Here is a 15,026-nt window from a genome sequence, read left to right as displayed (position 1 = left end):
CACAGGCTATAAAATCGATTTTAAAGAATTTCGGCTGGCCTCTAAAATTTGATCTAAATGAATATCTTCTAGAGCAGTTGATAAAAACCAAGATTCATATTGAGAAGGAGGTAAGTAGATGCCTTGTTTTAACATCGAATGAAAGTATTTGCCAAACAATTCTGTGTTCGAAGTTTTGGCATCCGAAAAATTCTCTACTTTTTTATCGGTAAAAAATAGGGTGAACATAGAACCAATTTGATTTACTTGAAAATGTAATCCTAATTCATTCAATTGTTTTTCTATTTCAACTTTTAAATACTTTCCTTTTCTCTCTAATTCAGCATATATTTCAGGATGGTCTGTGATTAAATTTAACATAGCCAAACCTGCTGTTGTTGCCAAGGGATTACCAGATAAAGTTCCAGCCTGATATACAGGTCCACTAGGGGCAATCATATTCATGATTTCTTCTTTACCGCCATAGGCACCTACCGGCAAACCACCACCAATGATCTTGCCTAAAGTGGTAAGATCTGGCTGTACCTTAGTTAGTCCTTGATATCCAGCTGAAGAAAGTCTAAAACCTGTCATTACCTCATCAAAAATCAATAAGGCAGAGTGTTTTTTGCATAATTGTTGAACAGCCTCTAAAAAACCTTCAGTAGGCAATACCAAACCCATATTTCCTACCACTGGTTCTACAATGACAGCGGCAATTTGATTAGGATTTGATTCGAATAAATGATTCAGTGAGTCATTACTATTGTAGACCGCAGTTAACGTATCGTTCGCTGTTGATTTTGTGACTCCTGGACTATCTGGAGTTCCTAAAGTTGCTACGCCCGATCCTGCAGCGATTAAAAATGAATCGCCATGACCATGATAACAACCTTCAAATTTGATGATTTTATCTTTTTGAGTAAAAGCACGGGCTAATCGAATAGCCGCCATGGTTGCCTCAGTTCCTGAATTTACCAATCGAACCTTTTCAATGGAAGGAACCATTGAAATGATTTTTTCTGCTATTAATATTTCATTGTAAGTAGGAGCCCCAAAAGAAAAACTATTGGGTAAAGCATCTCTTAAGGCATTTTCAATCACGGGATGAGCATGACCGAATAACATCGGTCCCCATGAGCCAATTAAATCCAAATAGGTGTTACCATCTACATCATGTAAGTAAGGACCTTTAGCAGACTTAATAAAGACTGGAGAACCACCTACTGATTTAAAAGCCCTAACAGGCGAATTAACACCACCAGGTATAACTTTTTTGGCTCTTTCGAAATAAGAATTACTTAAATGACTCATCTAATAATTATTTTTTCTTTTTGTTGGTAGAAGCAGCATTTTTTTGATTCTCTTCCATCACTTTCATTTGATTTTGTAAGTATTGAGAAAATTTCGATTTTTTAGCTCCACCACCAGCAGCTATTTTCTTACGATTCTCATCTAAAATCAATTTAATTTTATCCTCATCTACAAATTTCCTGATTGCTAATTGCTGACCAATCGTTACCAAATTTGAAATGAAATAATAAAAACTTAATCCAGCGGGGAAGGAGTTCATCACAAACATGAAAATAACTGGCGTTATGTATGCCATTTTCTTCATGTCAATTGGTTGACCAGGTTGATCAGGTGTAATTTGATTGTTGTAATAACCATAAGCCAATTGTGAAATAGTCATTAACAAACAAAATAAACTCACATGAGAACCATAGAAAGGAATTTTGAAAGGTAAATTGATAAACGAATCATACGTTGATAAATCATTTGCCCATAAAAAAGATTCTTGTCTAAGATTAATCAAATTGGGGAACAATAAAAACACAGCCATTAATATAGGCATAGTAGCTAAAACAGGAATACACCCGCTCAATGGGTTCACGCCTACTTCACTGTATAATTTCATCGTTTCTTGTTGAACTTTAGCAGCATCATCACCAATTTTTTCTTTTATGGCTGCGATTTCAGGTGCTAAAATCCTTGTTTTAGCCATCGAAACATACGATTTGTAAGTTAATGGTAAAAGCGCTGATTTGATGATCAATACTAATACTATAATCAATAATCCATAATTTGAAATAATACTTTCTAAAAAATCAAATAATGGAACATAGATGTACTTTGTCAAAGGTAACAGAAAATCATAACTCAATTTGACATTTTTACCAAAAGAAGGAGCAACATGTTTTACGATGGCATAATCATTGGGTCCAAAATAAAATTTAAAATTCGCGTTTCCTTGAATTAGATTTTGAGCTGGTAAAACCATTTGTGCATCCAAGGTTTTGATATTAACAGTATCCGAAACATTGGGTGTACTAGTTAAATTAGCTTTACTAATGGAAAAACCTTGAGGGATAATTCCTGAAACAAAATATTTCTTTTTAAATGATAACCATTCAATATTTTTTGACAAATTTTCAGTTTCAACTGAGGTAGGATTTTCAGTTAAATTATCAAATTCTTCATCTTCTTGAAACAAATAATTAATTGTGGCTTTTCTTTCCTCTGAAATATCTTTTTCACTTTGCGTGATATTTTCCTTCCAATGAATGGAGTATTCATTGCCACTCAATTTATTTGCCAATGATTTTGCTTGAATGGAATAGCTAAGTTCAAAACCAGAATTACCTAAACGATAAATTTGTTGAACTAGCTCACCATTGGATAAAGTTGCTGATAATGTAATTGAATTAGCACTAACTCCTGTTGTAGTGTAATTTAAATCGGATAATTTCACCTTCTTTTGAAGCGTAGGAATTTCAACTTCAAATAAATCTTTTTTGGAATCAAATAAAATTAAACCTTCTTTTACCTTTTTCGTATAATTCGTATAAGTAAAGAAATTTTTCAATTGAACAGATGAAATTTTACCTCCTTTATTGGAGATAGAAATTTTAATATCTTTATTTTCTAATACATAAAAAGCTTCTTTGAAGTTGCTTATACTATCAGAACTAATTACGGAAGCTACGTTTTGAGTAGTTCCCAAAGCCTTCTTTGGAACATTTGCTTCTATTTTACTTTTAGGATTTGAAGCAGGAACTACTTCTTTAGAACCAAAGAAATATTGGTATCCTAAAAGCATTCCCATAATTAATACAAGTCCTGTAACTGAATTCTTATCCATATGAATTTTTGACTATTTTGAATTTTTTAAAATTGGTACAGCATGTTGGTAGGCTGCTTTAACAAACTGCACAAATAAAGGGGCTGGAGCCTCAACGGTAGATTTATATTCTGGATGAAATTGTACCCCAATAAAGAATGGATGATGAGGCAATTCAATAATTTCCACTAAATCAGTATCCGGATTTATCCCCGAAAGTACCATTCCTGCCTTTTTATAATCATTTAAAAAGGAATTGTTGAACTCATATCTATGTCTATGACGCTCTTGAATCAAGGTTTTGCCATAGATTTTATAAGCCAAAGTGCCTTTTTCTATTTTACATGGATAGGCACCCAAACGCATCGTTCCACCTTTTTCAGAAACATTTTTCTGAGATTCCATGATGTCAATGACTGGGTGACTAGTTTCTGAATTCATTTCGAAAGAATGCGCATCTTCTAATCCAATGACATTTCTTGCAAATTCAATCACAGCGCATTGCATACCTAAACAAATTCCTAAAAATGGAATGTTATTTTCCCTAGCGTATTTAACTGCATTTATTTTGCCTTGAATTCCTCTTTCTCCAAAACCTGGAGCTACCAAAATACCATCTAATCCTGATAATAATTCTTCTATATTTTCATCTTCTGTAGTTTCAGAAGAAATCCATTTGACATTTACTTTAATTTCATTCGCTACTCCCGCATGAATAAACGCTTCTGCAATGGATTTATATGAATCTTTCAATTCAACATATTTACCAATTAGGCCAACAGTAATTTCAAATTTAGGATTCTTTAACCTTGTCAAGAAGTTTTTCCAATTGACTAAGTTTGAATCTTTATCATTATATATATCTAGTTTGTAAAGTACTCTACTATCCAAACGTTCCTCTTTCATTAGCATAGGAACATCGTAGATCGTTTCTGCGTCTCTTGCCTCAATTACATCTTGCTCTGTTACATTACAAAACAATCCAATCTTACGTCTCATTTCTTGAGGCAAAGGATGTTCTGTTCGACAAACTAAAATATCTGGTTGAATACCCGACTCAGACAATGTCTTAACTGAGTGTTGAGTAGGTTTTGTCTTTAATTCTCCAGCTGATGCTAAATAGGGGATAAGTGTTAAATGGATGAATAAAGTATTTTTCTCTCCAAGGTCCCATTTTAACTGACGGGCTGCCTCGATAAATGGTAATGATTCAATATCACCCACACAACCTCCAATTTCGGTAATAACAATATCAAATTTACCAGTATCACCCAATAAAAGAATATTACGTTTGATTTCATCCGTAATATGAGGAACAACCTGAACCGTTTTACCAAGATAATCACCCTTTCTTTCTTTGGTGATTACATTGTGATAGATTCTTCCAGTAGTAATGTTATTAGCTTGGCTTGTCGGAGAATTTAAAAAACGCTCATAATGACCTAAATCTAAATCAGTCTCTGCTCCATCATTCGTAACATAGCATTCGCCATGTTCGTAAGGATTCAAAGTACCTGGATCTATGTTAATATAGGGGTCGAATTTTTGAATTGTACATGTTAAACCTCTTGCTTGTAGAAGCTTGGCGAGAGAAGAGGCAATGATTCCTTTTCCTAATGAACTTGTTACCCCACCCGTAACAAAAATGTATTTGGCTTTTTTAGTCGTCGCTTTAGCAGACATTGAAATTTTGTTATTTGTTTACGGGAAACAAAGATACGAATAAAAGCCATATCGAATTAATCCTATTTTTATTTTATCTTGCATTCTTATTAGAATTTCATGAATTCCCAAGCCCTAAAATTATTTTCAGCCTCTGCTGGTTCCGGAAAAACCTATCGGTTAACCCTTGAATACATTAAATTAGCACTTCATGAATATGAGCCGAAAGGCTATTTTAGGCATATATTAGCTGTTACTTTTACGATTAAAGCAGCTGAAGAAATGCGAGCTAGAATTATTTCATTTCTTACAGGAATTGCCTGTGCGCCAAAATTTGAAAATATTTCTCTTGCTCAAAAAAATAAAACCTTGGAATTAATCGCTCAAATTAAAAATGAGCTTGAAGAAGAGCATATTTTTCTCTCTGAAGATGAAATAATCAATCGTGCTAAAATTACTTTGCAACAAATTTTACAAGATTATGGATTGTTTTCTGTAATGACTATTGATGCATTTGTTCAACGCTTGAGTTCCAATTTTGTCGATGAACTGGATTTGCCCAATCAATTTGATGTGATTATTGATACGAATATGCTCATTAATCAATTGATTGATAGAATATTAGATAAGGTTAATGAAACGGGTGATGATGAATTAAAAAAACTTTTGCTTTCATTTGCGCAAGAGGAAGTAGATGAAGGGCGTAATTGGAATAACTTACGTAAATCACTACAACAATTTTTTAAAATTTGTTTCAACGAAAGTTTTTTCAATGTTGAAAAAGATATTAGTAAATTTTCGATCAAAGATTTCTTAGAAATTGAAAGAAAAATACAGGAAACTCTTATTCTTCATAAAAATACCTTGCTTAAAATTGCAGAAAAGTTTATTCAAACTGTTGATTCATTACAAATTTCAGATGCTCACTTTACTTATGGAGAAAAAGGACCTGTTGGATATTTTCGAAAATTCATCCTTCAACCCTTTATTGAATCCAATAAATTCACGTATCTAATTGCTGCTTGTCAAAACAATAAATGGAATGGTGGTAAAGTAGACGTTGGAACTAAGGCTCAAATCGATTCTATTGCGCTTCAATTAAGTGAATTAGGGCAAGAGTTTCTTGAATATCATAATGAAGTGGTAAGAAATCATCAGCTTTATCAATTAATTAAAAAGGATATTAAAAAAATGGCACTATTAAATAGTGTCCAGGCTGAATTAAAAGTCTTTCAAAATGAGAATTCAAGTATTTCCATATCTGAATTTTCTAGAAAAATTTATGAAATCATTTCAAATGACCCAGTACCGTTTATTTATGAAAAATTAGGTGACCGATATTTTCACATTTTAATTGATGAATTTCAAGATACTTCAATTTTGCAATGGCAAAATTTTATGCCCATGATAGAAAATGCTGTATCTATTGGTAAAAAAAGCCTTTTAGTTGGGGATGCCAAACAATCGATTTATAAATTTAGAAGTGGTGAAGTGGGTTTAATTGCGTCATTAAGTTCAAAAAATAAAGATTTAGTTGCTAATAAGTTATCTCAAAATGAATTGGATCAGCAAAGGTTTGAATTTTTATTGGATCAAACAGTTCCTCACAATTTGAAATCCAACTACCGAAGTGCCAATGAAATTGTAAGTTTCAACAACCAATTTTATCAATGGATTGTCGATCAAGATTCATACAAAAATTTAAGTCGTTTATTAGAACCTGTTTATGGAAATCAGTTAGCACAAAATGCTGAAATTTCATCAGATAAATTATCGGGTTCTGTGGATTGTTTGGTACTTGAGAAAAACACGGAGAATATATCCAATAAAAATTTAGAACAGGATTGGATGTTTCAGCAAGTATTTAATTTGATCCAATCGAATATACGCGACGATAATTTTCAATACAAGGATATTGCCATTTTGACAAGAAAAAATAAAGACGCGAAATATTTGGCATTGCAGTTGAAAGAATTGAATATTCCGGTTATTTCAGCAGATTCATTACTAATTCATTATTCAGCCATAGTTAGATTTATTATAGCTTGGTTTAAACTGCTTAATAAACCCAATTCTGAATTAATATTCTTTGAATTACTCTTTTTATTTGCTGAGATAAAGAATGTGAAAATTTCATTAAATGAAGTTGAAGAATTGAAAAAAGTAGTTAACAAAAATTACTTATCACAGGCTAAAAATTATTTTGAGAAATATGATTTTGACTTAAAAAACATCGATTTTGAAACAAATTCAATTGTACAATTATCCTATGGAATTGTACATGAGTTTGATTTATTTCAAACCAATGAGTCACAAGATTATATCCTTAAATTCTTAGATATAATCAATGAATTTTCTTTGAATCAAACAGATACACTTTCAGAATTTTTATATTTTTTCGAAGAAAATAAAAGTAACCTATGCATTGCTAGTCCTGATGATCAAAATGCGATTACAATTACTAGTATTCATAAATCCAAAGGCTTAGAATATCCCGTTGTAATTTTACCTTTTGCTTCTTGGACGCATCAGGCACAATCTGAAGAAATTTGGTTTGACTTTGAAAAGGAATTAAATACTGAAGAACTATACATTGAAAGTAAAGGCTATTTAGATAAATTTTATTTCAAAGTAAAAAATAAAATATTAGACGATTCTGAAAATTTAAGTAGTCAAAAACTAGCCGAGTTAGACGCTATATTTTTAGATTCATTGAATATGTTGTACGTAGCAACGACTCGACCAAAACAAAAATTACACTTATTAATTACGAACGTTTCGGATGAAATAAAATCTGTAACGAAAACCATTTTTTCAAATTCCATTGGTAAAATTTTATTCGATTTTATCAATGAAAAATTCATTGAAATTGAATTAACGGATGATTATACAACATCCTACCAAACAGATACTAAATTGTTTCAATTGCAAAAAAATAAGCAAGTTCTATCAGTTTCCGAAAATGATCAAGCACGAGAAACTAAATTAATTTCACTTGATACCCAATTAACTTCAAATCCGTTATTAAGAATTAGTTCTTCGAAAAACGAACTTTTTAATAAGGCGGCAAATAAAAGAAAAAAAGGAGAATTAGCGCATTTGATTTTATCGAAAATTGATTCTTTGGATAGTTACCAATCTAATTTTCAATTTGATTTTAATGAATTTGAAAATTCTATCAAATTGTCGCTTTCCAATCCAACAATCAATCAGTTTTTTAACCAAGGTGAATTATTATTTGCAGAGCAAGATATTTTATGTCCGAATGGACAGATTATTCGACCCGATCGTGTTGTTGTAATTGATGAAACTACTTGGATTGTTGATTTTAAAACAGGCAATAAAAGCGACAACCACAAAAAACAAATTCAAGAATATGTATCAGTTTTAATGCAAATGGATTATAAAAATGTGAAAGGAGTTTTAATCTATTTAGAAAGTCAAGAAACGATTTATGTTTAAACTTACAAACAAACGATACCTCATTGTATTTGTTCTATTATTGTTAAGTTCTTGTCAAATTTGGCAAAATATTAAGCAATCCTTGGGCTTTAAATCAAATATTACAAATTCATTCTATTCAATCCATGAAATTGATCAAATTGTAAAGAATGCTCAAAATTACATAGGAGTACCCTATCGTTCTGGTGGTATTGATGAAAAAGGCATGGATTGTTCTGGATTATTATTTAGAATTTATTCGGACCAAAATTTTCTAATTCCACGTATTTCTAATGACCAATCTAATTATGGTTTTCCGGTGTCGTTTGATGATGTTCAGAAAGGCGATTGGATATTTTTTGCCACAGGAAATAGTAAAAATATTAATCACGCTGGAATCGTTGTAGATAGCAAAGGTGGATTTGATATTAATTTCATACATGCTAGCACATCAAAAGGAGTTAGAGAAGATAATCTTTTAAACAAATTTTGGTCCAAAGCAGTTATTAAAGTGATTCGACCATTTAAAAATTAATCAAATTAAGTTGATGATATTGTTTAATACTTATAGTATTTTTGCATTCGTTTTTTAAATAAGTATGGGAAAGAAAGTAATTATTATAGGAGCAGGAGGGGTTGGAAATGTAGTCGCTAAAAAATGTGCGATGAATCCTGAATTTTTTTCAGAAATCATTTTAGCTTCAAGAACACAAGCTAAATGTGATGCAATAGCAAAAGAGGCCAAAGAAATTGGTCTTCCAACAGAAATTCGCACTTGCCAAGTGGATGCCGATAATGTTCCTGAATTAGTAAAGTTGTTTAATCAAGAAAAACCATTCATGGTGATTAACGTAGCTTTACCTTATCAAGATTTGACGATCATGGATGCATGTTTGGAGTCTGGTGTTCATTATTTAGACACAGCCAATTATGAACCCAAAGATGTCGCGAAATTTGAATATTCTTGGCAATGGGCTTATCAAGCGAGATTTAAGAAGGCTGGGTTAATGGCCTTGTTAGGTTGTGGATTTGATCCTGGTGTAACAGGTGTTTATACGGCATTTGCCAATAAACATTATTTTGATGAAATGCATTACTTAGATATCATCGATTGTAATGCTGGAGATCACGGAAAAGCTTTCGCTACCAATTTTAATCCAGAGATTAATATTAGAGAAATTACTCAAAAAGGTAAATATTGGGAAAATGGACAATGGGTTGAAATAGAGCCTATGTCTATTCATAAGCCAATCAATTATCCAAATATTGGACCCAAGGAATCCTATGTTCTATATCATGAAGAATTAGAATCCTTGACTAAAAATTTTCCTACACTAAAAAGGGCGCGTTTTTGGATGACTTTTGGGCAAGCCTATTTGACCCATCTGGAGGTTTTACAAAATGTAGGAATGACCTCTATACAACCTATTAAATTCAATGGTATGGATATTGTACCTTTGGAATTCTTAAAGGCAGTTTTACCAGAACCTGGTACATTAGGAGAAAATTATTCAGGTCAAACATCTATCGGATGTCAAATTAAAGGAATTAAAAACGGAGAAGAAGTAACCTATTACGTGTACAATAATTGCCACCACGCCGAATGCTATAAAGAAGTACAAGCACAAGGAGTTAGTTATACGACAGGTGTTCCTGCCATGATTGGAGCTTCATTAATGATTAGCGGGGAATGGTTTCAAGCCGGAGTATATAATGTAGAAGAATTTAATCCAGATCCATTCATGGATTTATTGAATATTCATGGTTTACCTTGGCATGAAGAAATAAATGGGGAATTACCTCACGAATATTAAAATGGAAAAACAATATCCAGAGATTCCTTCACCATGTTTTGTGCTGGAGGAATCTTTTTTGTTAAAAAACCTTGAACTTTTAAAACGAGTTCAAGATGAAGCTGGCATTGAAATTATTTGTGCATTAAAGGGTTTTTCATTTTATCATGAATTTCCTTTGGTTAGAAAATATCTAGCTGGCGCCACAGCAAGTTCCTTACATGAAGCTCGTTTGATTGTCGAAGAAATGAAGGATAAAGCGCATGTTTATTGTCCTGCATTTATTGAACATGAATTTGAAGAAATGACTTCTTATGCTAGTCATATTACTTTTAATTCCATTACTCAATACCAAAAATACATTCATAAAGCTGTTGAAAGTCAAATCTCTTGTGGAATTCGGATCAATCCAGAATATTCTGAAATTGAAACGGATATGTATAATCCATGTGTAGCAGGTAGTAGGCTAGGAGTACGTCGATCGGATTTAGGAGATACTTTACCAACATTTATAGAAGGTCTTCATTCACACACAATGTGCGAAAATGATTCATTTGTATTAGAGCGAACACTTCTTAAAATTGAAGAGAAATTTGGTGATTTTTTACCCCAGTTAAAATGGCTAAATTTAGGTGGAGGTCATTTAATTACAAAAGAAGGATATGACGTTGAACATTTAATTTCACTTTTAATTAAATTCAAATCTAAATATCCCAATCTACAAATTGTATTAGAGCCAGGTTCAGCGGTAGGATGGCAAACAGGATTTCTTAAATCTACCATCTTAGATATTGTTCATTCTGCTGGAATCAACGTTGCAATTTTAGATACATCATTTGCAGCACACATGCCTGATACATTGGAAATGCCCTATCAACCACGTATTCGAAATGCTGGCCTAGAATCTGAAAAGGGAAAATTTAATTATCGTTTTGGAGGAATGACTTGCTTAGCAGGTGATTATTACGGTGATTATTCATTCAATAAACCATTACAAATCGGTGATGAAATTATCTTCGAAGATATGATTCATTATACGATGGTTAAAACTACTACATTTAATGGAGTTAATTTACCATCCATTGGGAAAATAGATTTACAAAACAATTTCCATCTATTTAAACGATTTGGATACGAGTCATTCAAAGACCGATTATAATGAAAAAAGCACCACTAAGGTGCTTTTTTTGTGGAGAAGATGGGTCTCGAACCCACGACCTCTTGCATGCCATGCAAGCGCTCTAGCCAACTGAGCTACATCCCCATTTTTTTAAAAATTCACCCTTACACCAATTCCTCCTTGTAAATGAAAAAAGAATGGATTTGGTGCTATTTCTTCATAAAATCCAATTTCACCAAAAAATGAAAGATTCGGGGCATCAATTGGAAAAAATTCAATTCCACCAATAGCAGCACCACCGAAGGCTTTTTGATTTGATTCCGCTATTTTACTGTTTTTTGGATAAAAATCTCGAGAAGTATATTGTGGTCCAAATCCATAATAAGTTTGAATATTGGGATTAATAATGGTTGGATGATGCCATAAATAAAGTGCATTGATGGAATAACCAATATTTTGAAAACTCCCATCTTTATAAACACGGTCAGTTCCCCAAATACCACCATAAGTACCAATATTAACTTCAATTGCATTGATTCCATTGGATAAATACTTCCGTACCATGAAACCACCTGGCTCACCAATACGAAATCCTGAACCCCAATCTTTTAATTGAGCAAAAGAACTTATGCTAAAAAATATAAAAATCAGCGTATATAAAAACCTTTTATTCATAACATTACGTGTAAAATTCAATAATTTTATCCAATAAAACTTGATTTTCATTAGGCAATCCAATGGTAATCCGAATAGAATTTTCACATAATTCTACTTTAGATCTATTTCTTGTTATTACTTTTTGTTCAATTAAAAAATCAAATAATTCATCTGATCTATCAAATTTAACTAAAATAAAATTGGCATTGGATGGAACAATACCTTTTACAAAATTAAATTTAATCAAATTTGAAATTAATTCATTTTTAGCGCTTAAGATTTCACGGATTGATTTCGATAAAAAATCCTTATTTCTTAATGCTTCTAATACTAATTTCTGAGTTGCACCACCGATATTATAAGGTGGTTTAATTTTATTCAAAATACTGATTATCATAGGATTAGCAAAAGCCATTCCTAAACGAAGAGATGCTAAACCGTATGCTTTAGAAAGTGTTTGTAAAACAATTAGATTCGGATAGTTAGCAAGTTCATGGATAAAACTAGGCTCATCTGAAAAATCAATGTATGCCTCATCAATAATGACAAATCCTGACTGAAATGCCTTTAATACAGCGTAAATATCTGATCTATTAATCTTATTGCCCGTCGGATTATTTGGTGAACAAATAAAAATCAACTTTGTTTTTGAATTAATAGATGCTAAAATTTGATTAACATCTAATTGATAATCTTTCGTTAGATTAACTTTAATTAAATGAATATTATTGATGGATGCTGAAACTTCATACATTCCATAAGTGGGAGGGCAGATAATAGCCGAATGCTTTAAGGACTCACAAGTCATTCGAATCAATAAATCAATTGCCTCATCAGATCCATTTCCTAAAAATATCTGATTGGTTTCACAATTTTTTATTTCTGCTAATTGCTCTTTTATTTCTAATTGTAATGGATCAGGATAGCGATTCCAATTTTCAGCCAAAGGTGACCCTATAGGATTCTCATTAGCATCTAAGAAAATACCTTCATTGCCTTTGAATTCATCTCTAGCAGAAGAATAAGGCTTTAAGTTCCAAATGTGAGGTAATATGATAGATTGATAATCCATTTTAATTTAATCTAATTTGAACAGCATTCGCATGAGCATCCAAAGATTCAGCTTTTGCCATTTCTATAATACTTGAACTTAAATTTTGTAAACCTTCTTTGGTAATGGATTGTAAAGTAATTTTCTTAATAAAACTATCCAAATTAACTCCCGAATAAGCTTTTGCAAATCCATTGGTAGGAAGTGTATGATTAGTACCAGAAGAATAGTCACCTGCTGCTTCTGGAGTGTAATTTCCTAAAAATATAGAACCCGCATTGATGATATGATCACTAAATTCTTCTGAATCTGAACAAGATAATATCAGATGTTCTGCACCATATTCATTTAATAATTCAATGGCTTCTGAGCGATTATGTACCAAAATAGCCTTGGAATTTAATAAGGATTTTTTAGCAAAGTCTTTTCTATTTAATTGGGCCAATTGAAGCTCTAATTCCTTATTAGTTTGTTCAATAATCTCCATTTTATTGGAAACTAAAAATACTTGCGAATCAATTCCATGTTCCGCTTGTGAAAGTAAATCTGCAGCGATATAAGCAGGTACTGATGATTCATCTGCATAAATGGCCACTTCTGAAGGTCCTGCAGGCATATCTATAGCAATTCCTTTGCGATTAGCATACATTTTAGCAGCGGTTACATATTGATTTCCTGGACCAAATATTTTATAGACTGCAGGAATTGATTCTGTTCCTAAAGCCAAGGCTGCAATCGCTTGCGCACCACCAACTTGACAAATCTTGGTCACACCACACAATTTAGCTGCAAAAAATATAGCAGGATGTTGAGCTGGTGTACATAATACAATTTCTTTACAACCAGCAATTTTGGCAGGAATAGCCAACATTAAAATTGTTGAAAATAGAGGAGCTGTACCACCTGGAATATAAATTCCTACTTTTTCAATAGGACTAGATTTTTGCCAGCATACAACACCAGCAGTCGTTTCAACTCTTTTTTCCTCGAATATTTGAGCTTCGTGAAATTTATATATATTTTGATAAGCAACTTCAATCGCCAATTTTAATTCAGAACTGATATTAGTCGCCAAACGATCTATTTCATTACTTGAATAACATATTTCGTTAATCTCTCTTTTATCAAATTCTAGAGTAAGTTCCTTTAAACCTTGATCTTTTTTAGATTGAACGGTATTAAAAATATTTTCAATTAAGTCATCCAATGACTTAGCATCCAATTTGGGTCTTTGACAAATCGAAGCATACTCATTTTTAGTAGGATAATTTATTTGATTTAACATATTATAGAATCATTTTTTCAATCGGTAATACTAAAATTCCTTCCGCACCTGCGTTTCTTAGTTTATCTATGATATCCCAAAAATCATTTTCTGAAATGACAGAATGCATAGAAACCCATCCTTTTTCGGCTAATGGTAAAATGGAAGGCGATTTCATTCCTGGTAACAAAGAAATGATGTTTGATACATTTTCTTCTTTGGTATTTAAAACGACATATTTAGCATTCTGTCCCCTTTGAACGGAGTCAATTCTAAATAATAATTTAGCTAAAATCTCTTTTTTTTCTGCAGAGAGCTTTTTATTGGCAATTAATGCAGCTTGACTTTTATAAACTTCAGCAACTTCCTTTAATCCATTGCTCAATAATGTCCCACCTGTGGATACGATATCACAAATTCCTTCAGCCAAACCGATACTAGGTGCAATTTCTACTGATCCTGAAATTTCATGAGTTTCAGCTTTAATACCATGAGATAATAAAAACTCATTCGTCAAATTAGGGTAGGAGGTAGCTATGCTCTTTCCTTGAAAAAATTCTAAGCCGGTGTATACCTCATTTCTTGGAATTGCTAAAGACAAACGACATTTAGAAAAACCTAATTCTTTGACGATATCGACTTGTTTTTTGTTTTCCATCAAAACATTTAGGCCGATTACTCCCAAATCTGCCACACCATCTTCTACGTAACCAGGAATATCATCATCCCTAAGAAATAAAAATTCAATGGGAAAATTGCTTGAAACAGTTCTTAATTTAGAACTACCCGATTCAAATTTAATTCCACACTCCTTAAATAATTTTAAAGAGTCATCACTTAACCTTCCTGATTTTTGAACGGCAATACGTATATTTTCTGCACTCATAATTCTTAAAATAAAAATCAAGCCTCGAAATGTCTTCCGAGGCTTGCTGAAA

Annotated in this window: 11 protein-coding genes and 1 tRNA gene; 4 read left to right on the top strand and 8 right to left on the bottom strand. The window is 32.2% G+C overall.

Annotated features, from left to right (window positions below):
- Positions 1-6: 6 nt before the first annotated feature.
- From hemL to V7S79_RS02505, 3 genes are read right to left on the bottom strand one after another with little or no spacing between them, the layout of a single operon-like run.
- Positions 7-1,293 (bottom strand): glutamate-1-semialdehyde 2,1-aminomutase, encoded by a 1,287-nt coding sequence (gene hemL / locus V7S79_RS02515; RefSeq protein WP_459488977.1) that lies wholly within the window; start codon positions 1,291-1,293, stop codon positions 7-9.
- Positions 1,294-1,300: 7 nt separating this feature from the next.
- Positions 1,301-3,121 carry a membrane protein insertase YidC gene (yidC, locus tag V7S79_RS02510; protein ID WP_459488976.1) on the bottom strand — a complete coding sequence of 607 codons (1,821 nt, stop codon included), beginning with the start codon at positions 3,119-3,121 and terminating at the stop codon, positions 1,301-1,303.
- A 12-nt stretch (positions 3,122-3,133) separates the two neighbouring features.
- A complete protein-coding gene (locus V7S79_RS02505; protein ID WP_459488975.1) occupies positions 3,134-4,783 on the bottom strand; it encodes a CTP synthase in 1,650 nt (549 codons plus the stop codon).
- 99 nt (positions 4,784-4,882) lie between these two features.
- Between V7S79_RS02505 and V7S79_RS02500 the strand changes: the two genes are divergently transcribed.
- The 4 genes from V7S79_RS02500 (at position 4,883) to nspC (ending at position 11,155) form a co-directional block, all read left to right on the top strand.
- Entirely contained in the window at positions 4,883-8,224 is a 3,342-nt protein-coding gene (locus V7S79_RS02500; protein ID WP_459488974.1) for a UvrD-helicase domain-containing protein, read from the top strand.
- Positions 8,217-8,738, top strand: a complete 522-nt coding sequence (locus V7S79_RS02495; protein WP_459488973.1) for a C40 family peptidase — start codon at positions 8,217-8,219, stop codon at positions 8,736-8,738. Before V7S79_RS02500 ends, V7S79_RS02495 begins: the two co-directional genes overlap by 8 nt.
- A gap of 64 nt (positions 8,739-8,802) precedes the next feature.
- The gene (locus tag V7S79_RS02490) at positions 8,803-10,017 is read left to right on the top strand and encodes a saccharopine dehydrogenase family protein (protein ID WP_459488972.1); all 1,215 of its coding nucleotides are present in this window, start codon (positions 8,803-8,805) and stop codon (positions 10,015-10,017) included.
- A 1-nt stretch (position 10,018) separates the two neighbouring features.
- Positions 10,019-11,155: a carboxynorspermidine decarboxylase gene (gene nspC / locus V7S79_RS02485; protein ID WP_459488971.1), complete on the top strand. Its 1,137-nt coding sequence runs from the start codon at positions 10,019-10,021 to the stop codon at positions 11,153-11,155.
- A 31-nt stretch (positions 11,156-11,186) separates the two neighbouring features.
- Here nspC and V7S79_RS02480 read toward each other — a convergent pair.
- The 5 genes from V7S79_RS02480 to hisG all read right to left on the bottom strand — a co-directional run bounded on the left by V7S79_RS02480 (position 11,187) and on the right by hisG (position 14,974).
- Positions 11,187-11,260, bottom strand: a tRNA-Ala gene (locus tag V7S79_RS02480).
- Between the two features lie 6 nt (positions 11,261-11,266).
- Positions 11,267-11,791 (bottom strand): hypothetical protein, encoded by a 525-nt coding sequence (locus V7S79_RS02475; RefSeq protein ID WP_459488970.1) that lies wholly within the window; start codon positions 11,789-11,791, stop codon positions 11,267-11,269.
- Between the two features lie 4 nt (positions 11,792-11,795).
- Entirely contained in the window at positions 11,796-12,845 is a 1,050-nt protein-coding gene (hisC, locus tag V7S79_RS02470) for a histidinol-phosphate transaminase (protein ID WP_459488969.1), read from the bottom strand.
- Position 12,846: 1 nt separating this feature from the next.
- Positions 12,847-14,109: a histidinol dehydrogenase gene (gene hisD / locus V7S79_RS02465; protein WP_459488968.1), complete on the bottom strand. Its 1,263-nt coding sequence runs from the start codon at positions 14,107-14,109 to the stop codon at positions 12,847-12,849.
- 1 nt (position 14,110) lies between these two features.
- Positions 14,111-14,974, bottom strand: coding sequence for an ATP phosphoribosyltransferase (hisG, locus tag V7S79_RS02460; RefSeq protein WP_459488967.1), 864 nt, complete (start codon positions 14,972-14,974; stop codon positions 14,111-14,113).
- Positions 14,975-15,026 lie beyond the last annotated feature (52 nt).

The sequence above is a fragment of the Aquirufa sp. ROCK-SH2 genome, from assembly GCF_054558315.1.
Note: the sequence above shows the minus strand (reverse complement) of the source record. Positions and strands in the feature narration are given on the sequence as shown.

Excerpts from the sequence above, each read along its gene's own strand:
- hemL (WP_459488977.1), bottom strand. The coding sequence starts at position 1,293 with ATGAGTCATTTAAGTAATTCTTATTTCGAAAGAGCCAAAAAAGTTATA.
- yidC (WP_459488976.1), bottom strand. The coding sequence starts at position 3,121 with ATGGATAAGAATTCAGTTACAGGACTTGTATTAATTATGGGAATGCTT.
- V7S79_RS02505 (WP_459488975.1), bottom strand. The coding sequence starts at position 4,783 with ATGTCTGCTAAAGCGACGACTAAAAAAGCCAAATACATTTTTGTTACG.
- V7S79_RS02500 (WP_459488974.1), top strand. The coding sequence starts at position 4,883 with ATGAATTCCCAAGCCCTAAAATTATTTTCAGCCTCTGCTGGTTCCGGA.
- V7S79_RS02495 (WP_459488973.1), top strand. The coding sequence starts at position 8,217 with ATGTTTAAACTTACAAACAAACGATACCTCATTGTATTTGTTCTATTA.
- V7S79_RS02490 (WP_459488972.1), top strand. The coding sequence starts at position 8,803 with ATGGGAAAGAAAGTAATTATTATAGGAGCAGGAGGGGTTGGAAATGTA.
- nspC (WP_459488971.1), top strand. The coding sequence starts at position 10,019 with ATGGAAAAACAATATCCAGAGATTCCTTCACCATGTTTTGTGCTGGAG.
- V7S79_RS02475 (WP_459488970.1), bottom strand. The coding sequence starts at position 11,791 with ATGAATAAAAGGTTTTTATATACGCTGATTTTTATATTTTTTAGCATA.
- hisC (WP_459488969.1), bottom strand. The coding sequence starts at position 12,845 with ATGGATTATCAATCTATCATATTACCTCACATTTGGAACTTAAAGCCT.
- hisD (WP_459488968.1), bottom strand. The coding sequence starts at position 14,109 with ATGTTAAATCAAATAAATTATCCTACTAAAAATGAGTATGCTTCGATT.
- hisG (WP_459488967.1), bottom strand. The coding sequence starts at position 14,974 with ATGAGTGCAGAAAATATACGTATTGCCGTTCAAAAATCAGGAAGGTTA.